General features: G+C 66.2%; 22 protein-coding genes. 15 read left to right on the top strand and 7 right to left on the bottom strand.

The features are described from left to right. The first annotated feature begins 157 nt into the window (after positions 1-157). From QH276_RS31570 to QH276_RS31520, 11 genes are all read left to right on the top strand, one after another. The gene (locus QH276_RS31570; protein WP_280406994.1) at positions 158-832 is read left to right on the top strand and encodes an NADP-dependent oxidoreductase; all 675 of its coding nucleotides are present in this window, start codon (positions 158-160) and stop codon (positions 830-832) included. Positions 833-902: 70 nt separating this feature from the next. Then, positions 903-1,664, top strand: a complete 762-nt coding sequence (locus QH276_RS31565; protein ID WP_280402529.1) for an SDR family NAD(P)-dependent oxidoreductase — start codon at positions 903-905, stop codon at positions 1,662-1,664. After that, a complete protein-coding gene (locus QH276_RS31560; RefSeq protein ID WP_280402528.1) occupies positions 1,661-2,665 on the top strand; it encodes a phosphotransferase in 1,005 nt (334 codons plus the stop codon). The genes QH276_RS31565 and QH276_RS31560 overlap by 4 nt, the downstream gene beginning before the upstream one ends. 33 nt (positions 2,666-2,698) lie before the next feature. Further along, positions 2,699-4,072, top strand: coding sequence for an aspartate aminotransferase family protein (locus tag QH276_RS31555; RefSeq protein ID WP_280402527.1), 1,374 nt, complete (start codon positions 2,699-2,701; stop codon positions 4,070-4,072). A 3-nt stretch (positions 4,073-4,075) separates the two neighbouring features. After that, a complete protein-coding gene (locus QH276_RS31550; protein ID WP_280402526.1) occupies positions 4,076-4,837 on the top strand; it encodes a LamB/YcsF family protein in 762 nt (253 codons plus the stop codon). Beyond that, the gene (locus QH276_RS31545; RefSeq protein WP_280406993.1) at positions 4,834-5,745 is read left to right on the top strand and encodes a 5-oxoprolinase subunit B family protein; all 912 of its coding nucleotides are present in this window, start codon (positions 4,834-4,836) and stop codon (positions 5,743-5,745) included. The genes QH276_RS31550 and QH276_RS31545 overlap by 4 nt, the downstream gene beginning before the upstream one ends. Continuing rightward, complete coding sequence (locus QH276_RS31540) at positions 5,742-6,728, top strand: biotin-dependent carboxyltransferase family protein (RefSeq protein ID WP_280402524.1); 987 nt, start codon at positions 5,742-5,744, stop codon at positions 6,726-6,728. The genes QH276_RS31545 and QH276_RS31540 overlap by 4 nt, the downstream gene beginning before the upstream one ends. 30 nt (positions 6,729-6,758) lie before the next feature. Continuing rightward, positions 6,759-8,159: an NAD-dependent succinate-semialdehyde dehydrogenase gene (locus QH276_RS31535; RefSeq protein WP_280402523.1), complete on the top strand. Its 1,401-nt coding sequence runs from the start codon at positions 6,759-6,761 to the stop codon at positions 8,157-8,159. Positions 8,160-8,217: 58 nt separating this feature from the next. Next, a complete protein-coding gene (locus QH276_RS31530) occupies positions 8,218-8,967 on the top strand; it encodes an SDR family NAD(P)-dependent oxidoreductase (RefSeq protein ID WP_280402522.1) in 750 nt (249 codons plus the stop codon). A 32-nt stretch (positions 8,968-8,999) separates the two neighbouring features. Beyond that, complete coding sequence (locus QH276_RS31525) at positions 9,000-10,178, top strand: thiolase family protein (protein ID WP_280402521.1); 1,179 nt, start codon at positions 9,000-9,002, stop codon at positions 10,176-10,178. Between the two features lie 142 nt (positions 10,179-10,320). Then, a complete protein-coding gene (locus tag QH276_RS31520) occupies positions 10,321-10,995 on the top strand; it encodes a TetR/AcrR family transcriptional regulator (RefSeq protein WP_280402520.1) in 675 nt (224 codons plus the stop codon). Between the two features lie 168 nt (positions 10,996-11,163). On the opposite strand, the gene QH276_RS31515 is transcribed toward QH276_RS31520, so the two are convergent. From QH276_RS31515 to QH276_RS31500, 4 genes are read right to left on the bottom strand one after another with little or no spacing between them, the layout of a single operon-like run. After that, positions 11,164-12,033: a mycofactocin-coupled SDR family oxidoreductase gene (locus QH276_RS31515; RefSeq protein WP_280402519.1), complete on the bottom strand. Its 870-nt coding sequence runs from the start codon at positions 12,031-12,033 to the stop codon at positions 11,164-11,166. Positions 12,034-12,090: 57 nt separating this feature from the next. Then, the gene (locus QH276_RS31510) at positions 12,091-12,540 is read right to left on the bottom strand and encodes a VOC family protein (protein WP_280402518.1); all 450 of its coding nucleotides are present in this window, start codon (positions 12,538-12,540) and stop codon (positions 12,091-12,093) included. 2 nt (positions 12,541-12,542) lie between these two features. Next, positions 12,543-14,051: a CoA-acylating methylmalonate-semialdehyde dehydrogenase gene (locus QH276_RS31505; RefSeq protein ID WP_280402517.1), complete on the bottom strand. Its 1,509-nt coding sequence runs from the start codon at positions 14,049-14,051 to the stop codon at positions 12,543-12,545. A gap of 43 nt (positions 14,052-14,094) precedes the next feature. Next, the gene (locus QH276_RS31500) at positions 14,095-14,655 is read right to left on the bottom strand and encodes a cupin domain-containing protein (protein WP_280402516.1); all 561 of its coding nucleotides are present in this window, start codon (positions 14,653-14,655) and stop codon (positions 14,095-14,097) included. A gap of 327 nt (positions 14,656-14,982) precedes the next feature. Here QH276_RS31500 and QH276_RS31495 point away from each other — a divergent pair, with 327 nt between their 5' ends. Beyond that, entirely contained in the window at positions 14,983-15,927 is a 945-nt protein-coding gene (locus QH276_RS31495) for an alpha/beta hydrolase (RefSeq protein ID WP_280402515.1), read from the top strand. 348 nt (positions 15,928-16,275) lie between these two features. Here the strand turns inward: QH276_RS31495 and QH276_RS31490 are convergent, their stop codons facing one another. Then, on the bottom strand, positions 16,276-17,340 hold the full coding sequence (locus QH276_RS31490) for an NADP-dependent oxidoreductase (protein ID WP_280402514.1): 1,065 nt from the start codon (positions 17,338-17,340) through the stop codon (positions 16,276-16,278). Positions 17,341-17,610: 270 nt separating this feature from the next. Here QH276_RS31490 and QH276_RS31485 point away from each other — a divergent pair, with 270 nt between their 5' ends. The 3 genes from QH276_RS31485 to QH276_RS31475 all read left to right on the top strand — a co-directional run bounded on the left by QH276_RS31485 (position 17,611) and on the right by QH276_RS31475 (position 20,343). After that, a complete protein-coding gene (locus tag QH276_RS31485; protein ID WP_280402513.1) occupies positions 17,611-18,093 on the top strand; it encodes a nuclear transport factor 2 family protein in 483 nt (160 codons plus the stop codon). Continuing rightward, positions 18,090-18,551: a DUF3237 domain-containing protein gene (locus QH276_RS31480; protein WP_280402512.1), complete on the top strand. Its 462-nt coding sequence runs from the start codon at positions 18,090-18,092 to the stop codon at positions 18,549-18,551. The genes QH276_RS31485 and QH276_RS31480 overlap by 4 nt, the downstream gene beginning before the upstream one ends. Before the next feature lie 295 nt (positions 18,552-18,846). Then, the gene (locus QH276_RS31475; RefSeq protein ID WP_280402511.1) at positions 18,847-20,343 is read left to right on the top strand and encodes a long-chain-fatty-acid--CoA ligase; all 1,497 of its coding nucleotides are present in this window, start codon (positions 18,847-18,849) and stop codon (positions 20,341-20,343) included. A 224-nt stretch (positions 20,344-20,567) separates the two neighbouring features. Here QH276_RS31475 and QH276_RS31470 read toward each other — a convergent pair whose 3' ends face one another. Further along, positions 20,568-20,837, bottom strand: coding sequence for a hypothetical protein (locus QH276_RS31470; protein ID WP_280402510.1), 270 nt, complete (start codon positions 20,835-20,837; stop codon positions 20,568-20,570). Next, on the bottom strand, positions 20,834-21,155 hold a 322-nt coding region (locus QH276_RS31465; protein ID WP_280406992.1), incomplete at its 5' end, for a TetR/AcrR family transcriptional regulator C-terminal domain-containing protein. The genes QH276_RS31465 and QH276_RS31470, both read right to left, overlap by 4 nt.

Below are 21,155 nucleotides of genomic sequence, written 5' to 3'. Positions count from 1 at the left end.
CCCCCCCCCCCCCCCCCCCCCCCCCCCCCCCCCCCCCCCCCCCCGCCCCCCCCCCCCGCCCCGGCGGGGGGGGGGGCGGGGGGCCCCGGGGGGGGGCCCCCCCCCCCCCCCCCCCCCCCCCCCCCCCCCCCCCCCCCCCGGCGACGAGGTCTTCGGGATGCTGCCCTACCCCAGCGGGCATGGAGCACACGCCGAATTCGTGCTCGCCCCTGCGCGGGCACTCGTGCACAAGCCCCCCGGACTCGATCACGTGCAGGCCGGAGCTCTCCCGCTCGCCTCGCTCACCGCGTGGCAGGCACTGGTGGAGCGCGCGCAAATCCGGGCAGGGCAGCGGGTGCTCATCCACGGCGCCGCGGGCGGTGTCGGTCACCTCGCCGTGCAAATCGCCCGCGACCGGGGCGCAGTGGTGATCGGCACCGCGAGCGCCGCGAAGCACGATTACCTCCGCGAGATCGGTGCCCACGAGCTTCTCGACTACCGCACGACCGCCTTCGACGCCGAGCTCTCGGACGTGGACGTCGTACTCGACACGGTCGGTGGCGAGGTCACGAACCGCTCGCTCACGGTGCTCCGGCCGGGCGGCACGCTTGTCACTCTCATGCCCACCGGACGCGAGGTCCTGGTGGATGAGGCCCGCCGGCACGGAATCCGGGTGGTCGGCATGCTCGCGGACGCCGATCGCGGCGGCATGCAGGCTGTGTCGGACATGGTGCGGCGGGGTGCGCTGCGGCCCAAGCTCGACCGAGTCTTTCCGATGAGCGCGGCAGCGCAGGCCCATACCCGCGCGGAGTCGGGGGACGCCTTCGGCAAGGTCGTGCTCGTCCCGGACTGACCCGCGTCACCGCACCGCACGCCACCACCTCGCGTCACGACCGACACATATCCGAGAGGAAGTACTGTCCATGAGTCCAATCAATCCCGACACCTTGTCCGGCAAGGTTGCCGTCGTCACCGGCGCCAGCTCCGGAATCGGCGCCGAGATCGCCCGCGAGATGCACCGAGCCGGCGCCGAGGTCCTCCTGGTCGGCCGGCATGCGGAGCGGCTGGCCGCCAGCGCTGCGCGCCTGGGGGCGGACGGCGACCGGGCCGAGACCCTCAGCGTGGACCTCACCGAGGAGGCCGCACCGGACGCCGTCGTACAACGTGCACTGGACCGGTTCGGCCGGGTCGACATCCTCGTCAACGCGGCCGGTGTTTTCACCCCGGCACCGTTCCTCGAGACAACCGACCAGAACCTCGACGATCAGTGGGACGCCAACGTGCGGGCGCCGTTCCGGCTTGCCCGCGCTGCCACCGGCCACCTCGGCGAGGGCTCGTCGATCATCTTCGTCTCCTCGATCTGCGGCTACGCCGGATTCCCCAATTCGACGGCCTACTGCGCCACCAAGGGCGCGGTCGAGCTCCTGGTCAAGGCGCTCACTGCCGAACTCGCTCCGCGGGGCATCCGCGTCAATGCCGTCGCACCCGGCAACGTCCGGACCAGCATCAACGAACACCTGCTCGCCGACCCGGATTACGAGAGGCAGATGCTCGCGGCCACCCCCGCCGGGCGCATCGGCGAGGTCGGCGATATCGCACCCGCGGTCGTCTTCCTCGCTTCATCGGCCGCGTCCTACATCCACGGGTCGTCCCTGCTGATCGACGGCGGATGGATCGCCAGTTGACCGAGCCACCGGGAGTGCTCGAGCACGAGCTCGCAGAATACCTGCGTGAGCGCTACGCCATCGATGTCGCGCTCACCCGCCTCGGCTCCGAGCGCGACGAGACCTACCGTGCGTCCGGCACGCCGGCCGCAGACCTGATCGTCAAGGTCTGCGCTCCCGGCGAGCCGCGTGCGATCGTCGAGCTCCAGCTCGCGGCGGCCGATTACCTCACCCGAGCTACGACGGTCCCGGTGCCGGTCGCCGTGCCGACCCCTACGGGCGAGACGATCACCCGGTGGGAGCGACCGGGCGGCGGACCCGACCGGCTGGTCTACATCATCTCTTGCCTGCCGGGCACCGGCCTCGCCGAGCAGCAGCTCAGTCCTGAACAGACGGAGCGAGTGGGCACCGTCCACGGCGAGGTCACCGCGGCGCTCGCCGGCTTCCGGCACCCCGCCGCTGCCCGCCGGCTGCTCTGGGATATGTCCGGGCTGCCCGAGCTTGCCGACAGCATCACGCCCCCGCGAACACAGGCCCGGCTGACCACTCAGGTGGTCGGCCATTTCACCAGCGTCGTGCGTCCCGTGGCCGAGGGCGGCGCGCGCCAGGTCGTGCACGGCGATTACAGCGTGCACAACGTACTGGCGAACCCGGCCGCCCCGGGCTTCGTCACCGGCGTCATCGACTTCGGTGACGTGCATATCGCGCCGGTGCTCTACGACCTCGCGGTCGCGGTGTCCAACCTCCTCGACCACCGTCTGGCAGACCCGTGGACGTTGGCGTCCGCGCATGTGCGAGGTTTCCTCGGCGTATACGACGTCGCACCGGCCCAGCTCCGCACCCTCGCCGCGGCCGCCGCCGCCCGCTGTGTGCAACGGGCCTTGATCTCGCAGTGGCGCGGCACCGTCGACCCGACCCGCGCCGCCTATGCCGCGCAGCACTCGCGCCACGACTGGGTGCGCGCCGAGGCCGCGATCCAGACCCTCGACACCGGAACCGAACACTTCCTCGCAGCCGCCTGACCACCACCCCTCACGAGTCAAGGGATCACGTCCGTGTCTTCACCGCCACCTCGCGCAGCCGTCGGCCCCGTCGGCATGGTCAACGGCTTCGACGTCGCCGACCTCGCGTCCCAGCCCGCGGATATCGCCTCGATGATCGAGCGACGCAACGGGCTCCTGGGTCCCGGGTACCAGCTCTTCTACGCCGATCCGATCGAGGTCACCGGCGCCCGGGGGGTGTACCTCTACGGTCGCGACGGGACCGAGTACCTCGACGCCTACAACAACGTGGCGCAGATCGGGCACTGCCACCCGCGTGTGGTCGAGGCGGTCTCCCGCCAACTGGCGACCCTGAACACCAACACCCGCTACCTCCAGCAGCCACTGCTCGACCTGGCCGAGCAACTTCTCGCACACTTCCCGGCACCGCTCGATCGGGTGACGCTGACCTGCACCGGATCGGAGGCGAACGATCTGGCGACCAGGATCGCCCGGCACCACACCGGTGCCCGCGGCATCATCGTCACCGCCAATGCCTACCACGGGGTCACGAGCAGCGTGGCGGCGTACTCGCCCGCCCTCGGTCCCGGCGCACTCCTGGGACCGCATGTGCGCACCATCGCCGCGCCGGACCCGGCGGCCTTCCCCGACGAGGCCGCGCTGACCGCCGCGGTGCGCGACGATGTACGCCGTGCCGCCGACGAGCTGACCCGCGCCGGGTACGGGGTGAGCGCCTGTCTCCTCGACACGGTCTTCTCCTCCGACGGAGTCTTCACCCACCCGCCCGGTGTGCTGCGGGCGCTCGCGGACGAAGTCCGCTCCTACGGCGCGGTGCTGATCGCCGACGAGGTCCAGGCCGGTTTCGGCCGTACCGGCGACGATTGGTGGGGTTTCACCCGCCATGGATTCGTCCCGGACATCGTCACGATGGGCAAGCCGATGGGCAACGGCTACCCGGTCGCCGCGGTCGTGCTGCGTGCCGAGATCGGTCGTGCCTTCGAGACGGCGGTCCGCTACTTCAACACCTTCGGCGGCAGTACGACCGCCGCCGTGGCGGCCCAGGCCGTCGTGACGGTCATCGAGGAAGAGGACCTGGTCGCCCGCGCCCGGCAGGTCGGCGCATCGCTCGGGGACGCCCTGCGCGACCTGGCTCGCGGGACCGACCTCATCGGCGCGGTCCGCGGCGTCGGGATGTTCTACGGCGTCGAACTGTCCGCCGGCGGCAGCAGTGGCGACAACGCGCGGATCGCCCGCGAGGTCGTCAACCTGATGCGCCGGGCCGGGGTGCTGATCTCGGCCTCCGGACCCCAGGGCAATGTGCTGAAGATCCGCCCGCCGCTCACTTTCGACCAGACCCATGTCGACCGGCTGGCCGGGACTCTCGCCGCGGCCCTCCGATCGGTCGACCGCACCGCACGGGAGGTATGAGCCATGGTGCCCACATCGGTAGACGTCAATGCCGACGCCGGTGAGAGCTTCGGCCGCTGGCGGCTGGGCGACGAGGCCGCCCTGTTCGCGTTCGTCTCCAGCGCCAATATCGCCTGCGGCCACCACGCCGGCGACCCGTCCACCATCCGGGCGGCCGTCCGGAACGCGCGAGACGCCGGTGTCGCGGTCGGTGCGCACCCCGGATACGACGACAAGGCCGGATTCGGGCGCCGTGCCCTCGCGATGTCGATCTCCGAGACCGTCGACTCTGTTGTGTACCAGGTCGGAGCACTGGCCGCGATCGCCGAGAGCGAGGACGTCGCGCTCCGGCACGTCAAACCGCACGGGGCGCTGATGGGGGCGATCTGCCGCGACCCCGAGCTCGCTGTCGAGGTCGCGGCAGGTCTGCGCCGCGCCGGCTTCGAACTGCCCCTGATGATGGCACCCACCACTGCCCTCACCGCGGTACGGACGGCGGGCCACCCGGTCATCCCCGAGAACGCCGTCGACCTCGACTTCACCGACGACGGCATCAATGTCATCGAGCCGCGGCCGATGGCCAAGGACCCCGATCGAATCGCCGAGACCGCCGTGACGGTGGCACGCGGCCACGCGGTCACCGTCACGGGTCGCAGGATCGAGATGCCGGTGCGCTCGATATGTGTCCACGGCGACCGGCCCAATGCCGTACCCATCGCCGCGGCGGTCAACCGTGCCCTCACCGCCGCCGGCTTCGCCATCCGCCCGGCCGAACCGTGGGTGTGAACGCCGTGCGGGACTCGACCATGTACACGATGCTCTCCGATGGGAGCCGCGCCAGTTTCGGCGGCGACGAGTACGTCTTCGTCGAGCTCGACGAGGCGATGAGTCTCGGCGCTGCGCTCCAGGTCCAGTCGATCACGGCACGCATCGCCGAGCTGGAACTGCCCGGGGTTCTCGACATCGCGCCCGCCAACAGCAGTTACCTGATCCGCGTCGACCCCGACACCCTCGACCCCCGCCGGGCACTCGGCGCGATCGCCGACGTGCACGAGGCCGGCCGGGCCACGGCGACGACGATCTCCACCGAAATCCTCGACGTGCCCGTCCTCTACGACGACCCGTGGTCGGCCGAGGTCTGCAGGCGATTCCGCGACGGGCACCAGTCCGCCACCGAGAGCGATATCGAGTACACCGCACGGATCAACGGCTTCGCCTCCGTCGACGAGCTGGTCGAAGCTCATTCGAGCGCGCCGTTCATCGTGACCTTCCCCTGCTTCAAGCCCGGCAACGCCGAGTCCTATCAGCTGGTGCCGCACGAGCGGCAGCTCCAGGCGCCCAAGTACCTCACGCCGCGCACCGAGACGCCCGCCCGGGCCGTCGCCCACGGCGGCGCCTTCACGGTCATCTACCCCTCGAGCGGGGTAGGCGGTTACCAGCTACTCGGACGCAGCGCGATCCCGGTCGTCGACCTCGGCCAGACCACCCGTGAGTTCCGCCGATCGCCGGTGCTGACCCCGATCTCGACCCTGCTGCGGTTCCGCCCGGTCGACCGGGCGGAGTACGACGAGATCCGCCGTCTCGTTGCCGTCGACCAGTATGTCGTTCGCCGCGCGCCCGCCGAGTTCTCACTCGCCGATTTCGAAGCGGACCCGGTGGAATACGCGCTCGAGCTCGAGGCGCTCCTGTCATGATCGCGATCCTCGTCCCCGGTCCGCACACGACGATCCAGGACGTCGGCCGCCCCGGCCACTACGCCATGGGACTGCCACCCTCCGGTGCACTGGATCAGTACGCGCACCGGTGCGCCAACCTGCTGGTCGGCAACGCCGAGTCGGCCGCGACCCTCGAGTCGACCATGGCCGGGCCCACCCTCGAGTTCGGCGAGGACTCCCTCGTCGCGATCACCGGCGCCGAGGTAGCCGTCACCGTCGACGGCCGTCCGGTGCAGACCTGGGCCGCGCACACGATCCACGCCGGTCAGCAGCTGGTGATCGGCCCGGCCCGAGCCGGCGCCAGAGCCTATTTGGCGGTGCGCGGCGGCATCGACTGCCCGCCGTTCCTCGGCAGCCGCTCGACCTACACCGCCGCCGGTATCGGCGGCCTCGCCGGCAGATGCCTCGCCGCAGGGGACATCCTCCAGGTCGGTTCCGAGACCGCGGCACCACCGCGGCCGGGAGCACACCTCGACTCCCGCCTCCACGGCCGCCCCGGGAACCAGGTGACGGTCCGGGTCGTCCCGGGACTGTGCAGCTACCGCTTCACAGCCGAGTCGCTGGAGCAGTTCTTCACCAGTACCTACACCATGACCCCGCGCTCCGACCGGATCGGTTGCCGCCTCGACGGCCCGCGGCTGACGTTCGTCGAGCGGGAGCAGCCGTTCGGCGCCGGCGACAACCCGAGCAACGTCGTCGATCTCGGTTACCCCGTCGGGTCGGTCCAAGTCCCCAACGGCGCCGAGCCGATCTGCCTGCTCCGCGACGCCGTCACCGGCGGTGGTTACGCGACGCTCGGCACGGTGATCAGCGCCGACCTCGACCTGCTGGCCCAGGCACGCGCGCCCGACACCGTACGTTTCGAGCCGGTCTCGGTCGACGACGCACTGGTCGCCCGAGCCGAGTATCGAGCGCGCCTGCGCGAGGCGCGCACCAACCTCAACCTGCTCAGCCTGTTCTGAGTGGTCTCACTCCTACCGAGAGCAGCCACCATGATCGATCAGATCACCACGCCGACCTTCGCAGTGGAGGATCCGGCCACCCTCGAGGTCGTCGGGCACGTCCGCGACCTCGGCCCGGCCTACGCCAGAGCCGCGGTCGGCCGTGCTGCGGCCGCGTTCCCGAGCTGGTCGGGCGCCGCCCCGCGCCGCCGTGCCGACGTTCTGCGCCGCGCGTACGAGCTGATGCTGCGCGACCGAGACGAGCTGGCCACGCTGATCTCGCGCGAGAACGGGAAATCTGTCCAGGACGCGACCGACGAGGTGGTCTACGCCGCCGAGTTCTTCCGCTGGTATTCCGAGGAGGCGGTGCGCGCCGACGGTGAGTACGGCAACTCACCGTCGGGGGAGGCCCGCACGATCGTGACGCGCAGACCCGCCGGGGTCGCAGCGCTGGTGACTCCGTGGAACTTCCCCGCGGCGATGGCCACCCGCAAGATCGCACCCGCGCTGGCCGCTGGTTGCACGGCGGTCGTCAAACCGGCAGCTCTCACTCCGCTCACCATGCTCGCGATTGCCGAGATTCTCGGCGAGGCCGGTCTCCCCGAGGGAGTCCTCGAGGTGGTGACGACACGGAGCTCCGGCGCGGTGGTCTCCGCCTGGATGGCGGACGACCGCGTCCGCAAGATCTCGTTCACCGGCTCCACCGAGGTCGGGCGCCGGCTGCTGCACCAGGCCGCGGACCGCATCGTCAACGCGTCGATGGAGCTGGGCGGCAACGCACCCGTCATCGTGACCGAGGACGCGGACGTGGCAGCGGCTGTCGAGGGCACGCTGGTGGCCAAGTTCCGCAACGGCGGACAAGCTTGCACGGCAGCCAACCGCGTCTACGTCCACGCCGATGTCGCCCGGCCGTTCCTGGACGCCTTCGTTGCCGCAGTCGAAAAATTGACGGTCGGCCCGGCGCTCGACGGTGCCGTGATCGGCCCAATGGTGAGCGCGGACGAGCGGCAACGCGTCAGCGACGCCGTGGAGCTCGCCGTCCGCAACGGAGCGCGGGTGGCCTACGCGGCGGAACTGCCCGCGGCGCCCGGCCACTTCTACCCACCGACCGTCCTCGTCGACGTCGCCCGCGACTCCACGATCGTGAGCGAAGAAATCTTCGGACCTGTTGCCCCGATCCTCGAATGGACCGACGAGGACGACCTCATCGACCACATCAACGACTCCGAGCTCGGTCTGGCGGCCTATGTGTTCGCCGGCGACCTGGCTCGCGCCATCCGCATCGCCGAGCGGCTCGAGGTCGGCATGGTGGGGATCAACCGCGGCATGGTCTCCGACCCGTCGGCGCCATTCGGCGGCGTGAAGCAGAGCGGCCTGGGGCGCGAGGGATCGCGCGACGGCCTGCGCGAATACCAGGAAACGCAGTACCTCAGCGTGGACTGGCCCAGATGACCGGAAACCTCGTACGAGCTGACCACCACCCATCGACCGACACCACGGAATGAGAATCATGCAGATCGACAATGTCGCGGCCGTCGTCACCGGCGCCACCTCCGGGCTCGGCAACGCGACCGCCGCGGCACTCGCGGCGAAGGGCGCCCGCGTCTTCGGGCTCGACCTCGACATCGCCACCGCCCCTCGGATCGACGGCGTCACCTACCTCGAGGCCGACGTCACCAGCGAAGGCCAGGTACAGGCCGCGGTCGCGCACGCCGCCGAGCAAGGTCCGCTGCGAATCGTCGTCAACTGCGCCGGCATCGGAACACCCGCCCGCATCCTGGGCCGGACCGGCGTCCACGACCTGGCCCACTACGCCAAGATCGTCGAGGTCAACCTGATCGGTACCTTCACCGTGCTCGCACTCGCCGCCGAGGCGATCGCGAGAACCGAACCACTCGACCACGCCCAACGCGGTGTCATCGTCAACACCGCATCGGTCGCGGCGTTCGAAGGCCAGATCGGACAGGCGGCCTACTCGTCCTCGAAGGGCGGCGTGGTCGGCCTCACCCTCCCGGCCGCCCGCGACCTCGCCCAGCACGGCATCCGCGTGAACACGGTGGCCCCGGGAATCGTCGACACTCCTATGCTCGCCACCCTCAGCGAGGAGGTCCGGGAGAGCCTCGCCGCGGGTGTGCCATTCCCCAAGCGCCTCGCGCGGCCATCCGAATACGCCGACCTCGTCGCGTTCATCATCGAGCACGACTACCTCAACGGCGAGACCATCCGCATGGATGGGGCCCTGCGACTGGCACCTCGCTGATTCGCAACACCGGCCGGAAGGAAGCCACCACCATGAACTCCGCTGTCATCGTCGATATCGTCCGGACCGCCTCCGGAAAGGGCAAACCAGGCGGTGCCCTCTCCGGGGTCCACCCGGTCGACCTGTTGGCAACCCTGCTCACCACGCTCGCCGAGCGCAACGACCTCGATCCGGCGGTTGTCGACGATGTGATCGCCGGCTGTGTGACCCAGGCAGGCGACCAGGCCCTCAACATCGCCCGCAACGCTGTCCTGGCCGCAGGTTTCCCGATCGAGGTGCCCGGCACCAGCGTCGACCGGCAATGCGGTTCCTCGCAGCAGGCGGCACACTTCGCCGCCCAGGGCGTTATCGCCGGCGCGTACGACGTCGTGATCGCCGGCGGTGTCGAATCGATGAGCCGCGCCCCGATGTTCTCCTCGGTACGCGGCGGGCAGCCCCGGGCGCCCCTGGAGAAGCGATTCCCGTCCCTGCCCGACCAGGGCATCGGCGCCGAACGGATCGCCGCCCGATGGAAACTCGACCGCGAGGCTCTCGACACGTTCGCCGCCGAGTCGCACCGCCGCGCCGCGACCGCGGCCACCGGCGGCGACTTCGGCCGGGAGACAGTCCCCATCGCGCTTCCCGACGGCAGCCTCCACAGCACCGACGAGACCATCCGGGCGACGACGTCCGTAGTAGGGCTGGCCGGTTTGAATCCGTCGTTCTACGACGACGAGATGGCCCGTCGGTACCCGGAGATCGGATGGCACATCACTGCGGGGAACTCCTCTCCGTTGACCGACGGCGCAAGCGCGGCACTGATCATGAGCGAAGAGAAGGCCGGACAGCTCGGGCTGACTCCGCGTGCCCGCTTCCATAGCTTCGCTGTCGTGGGATCGGACCCGGAAATCATGCTGACCGGACCGATCCCCGCGACGCACAAAATCCTCGAGAAGGCCGGACTTGCTCTCGACGACATCGACGCGTACGAGGTCAACGAGGCGTTCGCGCCGGTACCGCTCGCGTGGGCGGCAGAGTTCGATGCGGACCCGGCCAAGCTCAACCCCCGGGGCGGCGCGATTGCCCTCGGCCATCCCCTCGGCGGCTCCGGGACACGGTTGCTGGCGACACTGGTCAACTATCTCGAGGACACCGGCGGCCGCTACGGCCTCCAGATCATGTGTGAAGGCGGCGGAATGGCCAACGCGACCATCATCGAACGCCTCGGCTGACACCGTAACGGCCCAGTCGCCAGTTGTTGGATTGCCGGCAATCCGGGGGGGGCAACGACTCACCAATCGAATTCCGATGACAACGATCCGACTCCGAAGGTGCGTTGTCGCGTTGCCAGGGGCCAGTCACTACGATAGGGGCATGGCGGCTTCGTTCTCGAATGGTCTCAACGGCACCGAACCCCGGGCCGGCAGGCGCAATCTCAAAGGTGACATGCGAGAGCAAGCGATCCTCAAAGGGGCATATGAAACCCTGCGCACCCAGTCGATGCGTACGGTCTCGATCGATGACCTCACCAAGAGTGCAGGATTGTCGCGATCCTCCTTCTATTTCTATTTCGAATCCAAGTGGCAGGTGCTTTCGGCGCTTCTGTCGAGCGTTACCGACGATGTTTTCAAAGCATCCACAATGATTTTCGATCGGCCGGCCGGTGTTCCGCCGGAGGTCGCGATAGAGCACGCGGTCTCCGAAGTTATAGACGTATGGGAGAAGCACGGTCATATTCTTCGCGAAGTCGGTGATGCCGCGGCGGCGGAACCTGCCCTACAGGCGCAGTGGGACAAAATCCTGGGTGGATTCATCGATGCTGCCGCCGCCGCTATCGAGCGCGACAGATCCGCGGGTGTGGCTATCGACGGCCCGCCGGCCCGTTCGCTGGCGGCAGCGCTCATGTGGATGGGTGAGAGGAACCTCGGCCTCATGAGCATGCGCAGCGAGAATGCGATCCGCATGGAAGATATGGTCGAGACGGTGACGACCGTGTGGCTGAGAACAGTGTTCGGCCTCGAATACGCGGGAACCACGAAAAATACCTGAGCGGTGGTTTTATCCCCGGTAACGCCGATTCGAATAGATCGATCGCAGCGAACCGACTTCCGAGAGAGCGGTTCGCTGCGATTGGTACGTATTCAGTTGGCATCGCTGTTGGGCACACACCGAGTCCGCCGAAATACTCGTACTGTGCAACTCGGCAGAGGAATGACTTTACTGCTGTTGATCCGCGGCCATTTTCGCCATGTTCAACCCAGGCATAAGCATATGGCCGCCGTCGACGAGCATCTCCAGTCCGGTTGTCCAACGTGACTCGTCGGATGCCAGCCACAGTACGGCGTCGCTCATGGCGCGCGGAGGGAGCAGTCCGACGTCGCGCAGGACGGACCAGTACTTTGCACCTTGGAGATCCTCTTTGACCCCCTGTCCGGGGCCCTTGCCGGAACAGAGGTCGTAGCCCCCCTGCCAATCGAGCGCAGGGGTGTCGGTCGGCCCTGGAAGCAGGATATTGACCCTGATCCCGTACTGCCCGAACTCGAGCGCGGCACTCTTGGCGAGACCGATAACACCGTGTTTCGAGGCGACGTAGTGCACATAGTGCGGCGACCCCTCAACGCCGTTTCCGGAGGATGTGACGATAATCGAACCGCCACCCCGCGCCTTGATCGCCGGCGCGACAGCTTTCAGCGTTCGCCATACTCCGGTGATGTTGACGTCGAGAACCGCCGCGAACTCGTCTTCGGGAATATCTGCGAACGGGCGAACTGTCCAGATACCGGCATTCGCGACGGCAACGTCCAGGCCGCCGAATGCTTTCACGCCCTCGGCGACCAGATTATCGATCGATGACTGCTTTCGGACGTCTCCTTCGTGGGCAATGATACGCCGACCCAATCCCTCGACCTCTTTGACGGTGATCTGGAGTTCTTCACGCGATCCAGTGGGATAGGGGAGACCGGTGTCGGGTGGGCAGTCGAGGGCAAGAATGTCAGCCCCTTCTTCGGCGAGGCGAACTGCGTGCGCCCGCCCCATTCCACGCGCCGCTCCGGTCACCAGGGCGACTTTTCCATCCATTCTTCCCATTATATTCTCCTCTTTGAGTGGGATTGTCGTAAATTATTGCTGCTGTGCGGTTTCGCGCTACCCGGTCGGAGTGATCAGCTGTAGCAGGACATTGATTCCAGGAGGCTCGGTCCAGATATGATCCGAGCCGGCGATCTGGAATGGTGCGCTGATCGGATCGGGCCGGCCGGGTCCTCGGATAGTGCATCCGCTCAGTTCGACGTCGCTCAGGGCCTTACCGAACCGGAGAGCGATATGATCAATTTTCGCCGATGCACCGCCGAGTGCGCGATCGAGGGCCTTCGGCTCATCTATCGTGTACAGCTCGATATATGCCGAGTCCAAGGCCAGAAAAGTTGCGCGGATATCGAGCGAGGGAGCTTCGAACGTGGATGCGACGGACACCCCGAATCTGCTCCGCCACTGGGCCAGTGTGTGTTCCATATCGCGAACCAGTATTCCGACGTGATCGAGACGCGGGAACTGCACTTCGGCTCCGGTGGCCGAATCCCATGAAAGCTTCGACATCGTCATTGTCTTCCGGCGGCAACGAAATGCGGTGCGACACCCTGGCGGGGTTCGGTCCAACGCTGGGTGATCACCTTCGCCTTGGTGTAGAACCGATAGGCGTCATAGTTCAGCCCGTCATCACCGAAGCGTGAGTCGCCCCATCCGCCGAAACCGAACCACGAAATCGGTACCGGAATAGGGACATTGATCCCGACGCTTCCTGCCCGTACATTGTGGGCGAACCGGCGTCCCGCTACACCGCTCGCGGTGAAGATCGACGCGCCGTTTCCGTATGGGCTCGCGTTGACGACGCGCAGAGCCTCCTCGAGATCGTCGACGCGAACCACGCTGAGGACCGGGCCGAAGATCTCCTCTTTGTAGAGGTCGCTGTCTGTCCGGACATGGTCGACCAGACTTGGGCCGATGAAGTTCCCCGCGGCCTCGGTGCTGAACTCCCGGCCGTCTACGACGACGGTGCCGCCTTGGTCGGCAGCTACCTCGAGGGCGCCGCGGACTCGTTCGATGGCGGTCTCCGAGATCAGTGGCCCCATATCGGAACCATCCGCGTCTCCCGGCCCCGTACGGAAGGCCTCGGCTCGTCGAGCGGTCTCCGCGACCAGTCGGTCGGCAATGTCGCCGACAGCCACGGCCACGGTTACCGCCATGCATCGCTGACCGGCAGCGCCATATGCCGCCGATACCAGCGCATCCGCAGCCGCGTCCAGGTCGGCGTCGGGCATCACGACCAAGTGATTGTTCGCCCCGCCCAATGCCTGCACCTTCTTGCCGGCCTCGGCGGAGCGGCGGTAGATCTCACGGGCGACCGGAGTGGAGCCGACGAAAGAAATCGCGGCGACGCCGGGATGGCTGATCAGTGCGTTCACTGCGTCGACTCCGCCGTGCACGACGTTGAAGACACCGTTGGGCAGGCCGGCCTCGGCGAACAGTTGCGCCAGTCGCACGGAGGCCGATGGCACCTTCTCGCTCGGTTTGAGAACGAACGAGTTGCCGCACGCGATCGCTGCCGCGAACATCGACACCGGCACCATAACGGGGAAGTTGAACGGTGTGATGCCGGCACACACTCCTAACGGTTGGCGGAAGGAGTATGTGTCGACGCCTCGGGAGACTTGTTCTGCGAACTCGCCTTTGAGTTGTTGAACTGCGGACGTCGCAACCTCGACGGCTTCGACAGAACGGGCCACCTCGCCCCTCGCGTCGGCAAGAGTCTTTCCTTGCTCAGCGGTGATGATAGATGCGAGTTCTTCCGTGTGTTCCAGCAGAAGTGCGCGAAATGCCAGGAGGATCGTCGCCCGAACGGGGGTCGGCGTCGATGCCCACGCTTCCGCTGCGCTCTGTGCGCCGGCAACAGCCTTGTCGACCACGTCGGCGCCGCCCAGCTCGACCGTCCGCAATGCACGACCTGTCGCGGGGTCTACGATTTCCGATTGTGCCGCGCCCGCGCAACTCACGGAAGCGCCGTCGATCCAGTGCGGAACGGTTTCGAGATGGACACCGTTGGTAGTCACAGATACTCCAAATCAGCGAAGTGGCGAAGTGTTGCTCGAATGATCAGGCCTGCGTCTCCCGGGGATGGGGCAGTTCGGGGAACATTTCCAGGCCGTAATTGGTCTTGAGGTTCTCCACCTCTGCCGCGAGCTGTTCGGGAGTGCGCAATTCTCGATCGCGGGCTTCGTAGAAGTACTTGTCGATGCCGCCGCCGGGCTCGAAACTGCCGGCCGGTCCCGGCACGAAAACGACGAGAATCCTCGCCTCTTCTCCGATGACCTCATAAGTGTGCCGCTGGTCCTTGCGTCCCCACACAAACTGCCCTGCGCCCGCACTGTAGGACCCTGCTTCGGTGTGAATTTTGATCTCACCGCTCATCACGAAGAAGCCTTCTTCTTCGCGGTGATGAATATGCCAAACCGGTTCGGTTCCACGAACCCAGTTCGTTTCGATGACGATCAACTGACCTTGGGTGGTTTCTCCGGTCGCATGAATCCAGAAATCCACCCCGGTCATGAAATCGCCGGTCATGGTGAAATGCACGTCCTCGCGATGCGAGACGTAACTCTCCCCGTTTCGGGTCGTCGACGGCTGGATCTGATCGACACCGGACTCGATGGTCATGGGGGATCCTTTCGTTCACTCGCCGTGGCGAGTAGCTGATATCTGGCGTGGTAGAAGTGAGACTAGACTCACCGTCGATTAAAGTCAACGAGGTGTCCAGAGTTCTGAATCCGCCGTTCGGGGCGGTCGATGCCGTGGTGGCAGCCGGGGTTCCGTGGTCTTGAACGTGTGTTCGACACTGTGTTGACAACTATCGACATTGAGTGCAGAATCCCTTCACCCGCATGCGCTGCAGGCGCCGAGTCTGTGGGGACCACGACTTCGATAAGGACTGATGACGATGCAGGAAGCGGATAATTGCCGCGTGGACGATCGTGCGGTTCGGTAATGGCAAAAGCAGAATTGGATGCACAGGTGCGAGAACTGCTCGCTTCACTTTCCGCAAACCCACCAGCACTGCCCTGGGATGTATCGATCGACTCCTACAGATCCGCTGGTGAGAAGTTGGTTGCGCTGGCAGGTGAGCCGAGTGCCGAATGCGACGTGCGAGATTTCGAAATCCACCTTCCCGGGAGGGTTGTCCGGGCGCGCAGTTATCGACCGAAAGGCGCGGTAGGTGCCGTACCCGGTGTCGTCTACTTTCATGGCGGCGGATTCGTCAGAGGCAGTCTCGAATCACATGACCGGTTGTGCCGTGAGTTGAGTATCCGGGGCGGGTTCGGTGTCATCGCTGTCGCGTATCGACTCGCTCCCGAGGCAACCTTTCCCAGCGCTCATGACGACGCGATGGACTGCTTCTGCTGGGTGTCGGATCACTCCGATGAATTGCGTATCGACAGCAATGCACTGGCGGTTGCCGGTGACTCGGCCGGAGCGATGCTCGCGGCGGCTACCGCGGTGGGCATCGGGGACCGCGCCGGCGGTGCAATGGTGAAGGCGCAAGGGCTCCTGTGCCCGGTGCTCGATGCAACCCTCTCGAGTGCTTCTGTCGAGCGATACAGTCAGGCGCCGATTTTGCCACGCTCTGTTCTGGAATGGTGTATCGATCAGTATTTCCCGAATGCGCAAACTCGACGGTCCCCGGCCGCATCACCATTGATGAAGGAAAGCCTGGCGGGATCTCCTCCCGCGCTGATTTTCAGCGCGGAAGTAGATCCGGTGTCAGATGATGCTCGGCGCTATTCGGCCGATTTGGAGACTGCGGGTGTCGGGTCCGAGCTCCGCGAGTATGCGGGGATGCCGCATAGCTTCTTCCTGATGGCCGGCGTACTGGAGGAGGGTGAACGCGCCATCGTCAGCTTCGCGGAGAAGTTCTCCAGGTTGCTGCGCTAGCCGGGTGTGGAGGGCGCTCGTCGGTGCCGGTATGGCCGGGGCGAGAGGTGGTCGCAGACATCCGAGTGACGGACCGGCAGTGGAGGTACTGCCGGGTCGTCGGTGGCCTGGCCGTGCTGTGCGGTTCAGGCTCGGTGCATCGCGTACCTGGTCGGAAAGTGCCTACACGCCAGAGCTCATCGCGCGGGACCCGAACGGCCCGCTACGACCACGGTCTGAGCGCAAAGACCCGTTCGGGGCCGGTGACCCAGAATCTGCAGCTCCGGATGCGCTCGCGGATAAAGTGGGGACACGCCCCGAGACCACGAGCGCATCGAGACTGCGTGGTGGAAGCTGCGGCAGATGGTCTCAGCGAGAAACTCCGTCGATGGTTTCGGTCGCGTCGGTGAGTACTTTGATCACGACCTTCCCCCTGTTTTCGCCTGCGAGACTGCGATTGAGGGTGTGTCGCGCATTCTCCAGGCCGTCGACCACGGTCTCCTCGGCGCGCAAGGCGCCGACGTCGAGATCCTGTGACAGCTGCCCGATGATCTCGCCGTACCGATCGACATGATCGAAAACGATGAAACCTCGCAGGGTGGCACGCTGCATCAGTAGTTGACTGAGGTTACGTAGACCGCGCGGGGTGCCGGTGGAATTGTAGTCGTTGTACTCGGATATCAGACCGCAGAGCGTGATTCGCGCACCGATGTTGAGTCGACCGAGTACATGATCCATGATCTCTCCGCCCACGTTCTCGAAATCCACGTCGATTCCGTCGGGGGTGGCGAGATCGAGTTGCGCCTGCCAGTTATCGGCATGCCGATCGACGCAGGCATCGAAGCCCAACTCTTCTACCAGGTACCGGCATTTCTCGGCACCGCCGGCGATCCCGACCACCCGGGCTCCCCGGCGCTTCGCGAGCTGGCCGGCGACGGACCCCACTGCTCCCGCCGCACCCGAGACGAAGAACGTCTCACCCGGCTTCGGATCGCCGAACTCGACTCCGAGGAAGGCCGATATTCCGGTGTGGCCCAGTACTCCGACGAACGCGGGGAGAGGGGCGGGCAACGGATCGGGTAGGACCGTGAACGGCATATCCTCCCTCGCTGCATCGGCCACGCAGTAGTCCTGCCAACCCGTCAATCCCACGACAAACGCGCCGACCGGGAGATCCTCGCGCATGCTGGCTACTACCTGCCCCACGCCGGCGCCCCGCATAACGGCGTCGAGCTCGACCGGAGGTATGTAGGAACGCATCGCGCTCATCCACACCCGATTGGTGGGGTCCACAGACAGATAGTGCGTGCGGATGAGCGCCTGCCCTTCGGAAATCTCGGTGACCGGCTCTTCGGTCCACTCGAGATTCGCCGCTGTTACTTCTCCCTCTGGTCGACTCCGCAATCGATACAGCCGATTGGTCAATGTGCTCATCACGTCTCCTAAAAGCCGAATGCAAGGTTGAGATGCGGGATGCCACCGCCGGGATCCACGTCCGCAGTCGATGCGCGGCGGCTCGCAGGCCGAACCAGACCCTGAGACTAGACTCACAGTGGAGCATAGTCAACACATTGTCGATTTGCGGAACTGTGGCCCATTTCCGGCTATCGACAGTGTGTTGACTATCACCGACAGTTCGGGCATTCTCTGACTCTACGGCGACTGGCAATCGGTCGTGACCAGGCCGCACAGAAGGAGGCGACTGTGAGTACACAAGCGGAAAATCGCAAGGTAGTAGACAGTTTTTGGAGTGATCTCGAGGGTGGGCCGCCGACCGGGGCAGAGCTCGAGGAGTGGAAGGGCTGGTTCGCAGAAGACGCAGTCTGGGAAATGCCCTTCGCTCCCGAGCCGCTCGCGAAGTCGGTACCCGGCCGCGCGCTGATCGGCCACTTCGTCGACTGGTTTTTCGGATCCGTTCCCGATCTGGCGATCGATTCACTGGTCGTCCACGACACGACAGATCCCGAGCTCTTTGTTCTCGAGCTGCAGGGTCGGGCAACCGTCGTGCAGAACGGGAATATCTACGCGAACACCTACTGCACGCACATGCGGATCAGAGACGGCAAGGTCACGTTGATTCGCGAGTACTTCGATCCGAATATCGTCGAACAAGCCTTCGGCACCGAGCTCATCGCCGAAGGCATGTCGACAGTTATGGCCGCCGCGGGCCTGGAGGTCACCAAGTGAAGCTCATCCCAGAATTCTCCTACACGGCGGAGTTGGGTGCGCCGCAGATCGTCGGTCCCGGACCGTACGGTCTGCGGCAGGTACTCCCTGTGACAGGCGGCACCGTGATGGGCGATCGACTCAGCGGGCATGCGGCCATCGGCGGCGGCGACTGGCTCCTCGCCGGCGATGACGGATTCGGGCGATTGGACGTGCGCGCGCAGTTCGATACGAACGACGGTGCCGTCATCTACATGAGCTACCAAGGACTGGTCGAGGTCACCGAAGCGGCTGAAGCTGCCCTGACAGGGGGAGATTCGAGTACGAAGTTCGGCGATCACTACTTCGTGACGACTCCTCGGCTCGAGAGCGGTGACCCCAGGTACGGCTGGGTCAACCAGACCATCTTCGTCGGACAGGGTCGCATCACACCGGGTCCCGTGATCGAGTTCCAGGTCTTTCGGGTAGCCCTCCAGTAGCGCGAACGGGACAACCAGTGGGCCGCACATACTTACTGCAGTTGCGATGTGCGGCCCACGCTTCCATACGGCCACAGCGGCCCTCGCTGCTCCTGCCGCAGTCGACAGGAATCCGATTCGAGCCGATCGTGTCAACGCGGAGCGGACCGAGTCGGCCGGTTAGGGCCGCGGGGTTTCTCCAAGCGGCGTTTCGTCGAGTCCGCCCACGAGCTTCCGACCCTATCGAGCCGGCCGAGCCGCCGGCGCATCCGAATGCCTCGTGGCGCCACCCAGATCCAATAAGGAATACGCCTCCATGTCTTCGAATCTCGCAAACAATCTCATCGACACCGCTCGCTCCCTGGGCGACCGGCCGGCCATCCGACTCGACAACACCACGCTGAACTATTCGGAACTCGAGCGAGCAGCCGCAGCCGTGGCGGGCGATCTGCAAGCTCGGGGCATCCAGGCCGGTGATCGTGTCGGCATCGTGCTGCCGAATGTGCCGGCGTTTCCTGTCCTCTTCTACGGAGTCCTGATGGCGGGCGCCGTCGCGGTGCCGATGAACCCCCTGCTGAAGGCACGCGAGGTCGCATATTACCTGGAAGACTCCGGGATGTCCCTCGTCTACGGCTCTCGGGCAGCGGGCAGCGTGGTGTCGGAAGCCGCACGCGACGCGGGCATCCCGGCGTTGCTGGTCGATGACCTGGGCCCGGCCGCAGCGGATCTTCTCGGTCGCCCGGTCACCGAACCCGTGCTGCGCCGCCGGGACGACACCGCTGTGCTGCTCTACACCTCCGGCACGACGGGCAATCCCAAAGGCGCGGAACTCACTCATGACAACATGTCGACGAATGCTGCCACCACCGTCGATACGCTCATCCAGACAACTCCGGATGACGTCGTCCTGGGATGCTTGCCGCTGTTCCATGTGTTCGGACTGACTTGTGGATTGAACGCCGTGGTGAAGTCGGGAGCCCTGCTCACGCTGATTCCCAGGTTCGATGCGGAAACTGCGCTGCGAGTTCTGGTGCGGGACAAGGTGACGGTTATGGAGGGCGTTCCCACCATGTACTCGGCGCTGCTGAATATGCCCCAGGCCGATTCCGCAGATCTCTCGAATCTCCGCTGCTGCATCGTCGGAGGCGCGCCGATGCCCGTCGAGGTCTTGAAGTCCTTCGAGGAAAAGTTCGGGTGCGAGGTATACGAAGGCTATGGACTCTCGGAAACCGCGCCGATCGCTTGTTTCAACCGGCCCGGAACGCCGCGCAAGCCCGGAACGATCGGAATTCCGGTCCGCGGTTGCCTGCTTCGCCTGGTCGATGACAACGGCAATGAACTGCACGAACCCGATCAGCCCGGAGAGATCGAGATCAAGGGCGAGAACGTGATGAAGGGATATTGGGGCCGCCCGAGGGCGACCGAGGAATCCATCGTGGACGGCTGGTTCCGTACCGGGGACATCGCGACGCGAGATCGCGATGGCTACTACACCATCGTGGACCGGAAGAAGGATCTCATCATCAGAGGTGGATACAACGTGTATCCACGCGAAGTAGAGGAGGTCCTGTACGAGCACCCGGCCGTTGCCGAGGCGGCCGTGATCGGGATCGAAGACGCCCATTTCGGGGAACAAATCGGAGCCGCTGTGTCACTCAAGCGCGGTGCGCATGCCGACGCTGCCGAAATAATCGACTTCGTTCGGGAACGCATGGCGGACTACAAGTATCCCCGCCGGGTCTGGTTCGTCCCCAGCCTACCCAAAGGACCCACGGGCAAGATTCTACGCAGGAGCGTCGAGCCCCCGGCCTGATGAGGCCGGCGTCATGCGGCCGGGCACTCGGGCTGTGAATTCCGGTCGACGGAGGCTGTCAGGCGGAACAACCGCTCCGCATAGCCGTGGATCCGCACCAGCACGAACGCGACGATCCCCGGCACCCAGTACGCCGGGCACCGTCAGCAGCGGGCCGAGTTCGTCCGGCGCCCGCACCTGCCCGCCGGTGGGCTGACCGTCACCGGCGGCCCGGCGACTTCTTCCTAGGGCAGCAGCGTAGTCAGCGCCGCCACCGGGTTCACCGTGCCCCAGCCGAGCCCCGGCAGCGCCGCGGCGGAGTGGTCGGCGGTGGCTTCCAGCCGGTGCTCGACCTGCACCGTGGTCAGCGCCGGGCGGTACGCCGCACGAGGCCCAGACGCGGCGAGCGTGGCGTCCGGGACAGTGGTGCCGGCCGACAGACTGCCGACCTGGCCACCGGAATCGACCGCCCTGCGGCGACAGTTCGTGCCGGCTCGCGGGCGCGGTTGACTCACGCGTCCGGCCGGGCGGCAATCCCGTCGAGGACGATGCCGAGATGCCGTTCGAACCGCTGGTCGCCGTCGTCCTGGAAATGCCCGGCTTCCTTCACCAGTGGCGCGCCTTCGCCGAGCCAGGCGTCACGCTCGGTGGCCGAGTAGCGCGTCGGATCGGTCGCGGCGGACTGGCGCCGCTCCTGTTCCTCGATGACGAAGCCGACGACGAACGCGGTGACCACGTCGAGGGCGTCGTCGGCGGCGCCGGGCTTCCAGCCCGCTGCGGCCCAGCGTTCGAACAACGGCTCCTTCATGCGGACCACGTTCGGGTCGGTGATA

Source organism: Nocardia carnea (assembly GCF_029869215.1).
Taxonomy (GTDB): domain Bacteria; phylum Actinomycetota; class Actinomycetes; order Mycobacteriales; family Mycobacteriaceae; genus Nocardia; species Nocardia carnea_B.
This window is presented reverse-complemented; position numbering and strand designations above follow the sequence as displayed.

Excerpts from the sequence above, each read along its gene's own strand:
- QH276_RS31570 (WP_280406994.1), top strand. The coding sequence starts at position 158 with ATGCTGCCCTACCCCAGCGGGCATGGAGCACACGCCGAATTCGTGCTC.
- QH276_RS31565 (WP_280402529.1), top strand. The coding sequence starts at position 903 with ATGAGTCCAATCAATCCCGACACCTTGTCCGGCAAGGTTGCCGTCGTC.
- QH276_RS31550 (WP_280402526.1), top strand. The coding sequence starts at position 4,076 with ATGGTGCCCACATCGGTAGACGTCAATGCCGACGCCGGTGAGAGCTTC.
- QH276_RS31540 (WP_280402524.1), top strand. The coding sequence starts at position 5,742 with ATGATCGCGATCCTCGTCCCCGGTCCGCACACGACGATCCAGGACGTC.
- QH276_RS31535 (WP_280402523.1), top strand. The coding sequence starts at position 6,759 with ATGATCGATCAGATCACCACGCCGACCTTCGCAGTGGAGGATCCGGCC.
- QH276_RS31530 (WP_280402522.1), top strand. The coding sequence starts at position 8,218 with ATGCAGATCGACAATGTCGCGGCCGTCGTCACCGGCGCCACCTCCGGG.
- QH276_RS31525 (WP_280402521.1), top strand. The coding sequence starts at position 9,000 with ATGAACTCCGCTGTCATCGTCGATATCGTCCGGACCGCCTCCGGAAAG.
- QH276_RS31520 (WP_280402520.1), top strand. The coding sequence starts at position 10,321 with ATGGCGGCTTCGTTCTCGAATGGTCTCAACGGCACCGAACCCCGGGCC.
- QH276_RS31515 (WP_280402519.1), bottom strand. The coding sequence starts at position 12,033 with ATGGGAAGAATGGATGGAAAAGTCGCCCTGGTGACCGGAGCGGCGCGT.
- QH276_RS31510 (WP_280402518.1), bottom strand. The coding sequence starts at position 12,540 with ATGTCGAAGCTTTCATGGGATTCGGCCACCGGAGCCGAAGTGCAGTTC.
- QH276_RS31500 (WP_280402516.1), bottom strand. The coding sequence starts at position 14,655 with ATGACCATCGAGTCCGGTGTCGATCAGATCCAGCCGTCGACGACCCGA.
- QH276_RS31495 (WP_280402515.1), top strand. The coding sequence starts at position 14,983 with ATGGCAAAAGCAGAATTGGATGCACAGGTGCGAGAACTGCTCGCTTCA.
- QH276_RS31490 (WP_280402514.1), bottom strand. The coding sequence starts at position 17,340 with ATGAGCACATTGACCAATCGGCTGTATCGATTGCGGAGTCGACCAGAG.
- QH276_RS31475 (WP_280402511.1), top strand. The coding sequence starts at position 18,847 with ATGTCTTCGAATCTCGCAAACAATCTCATCGACACCGCTCGCTCCCTG.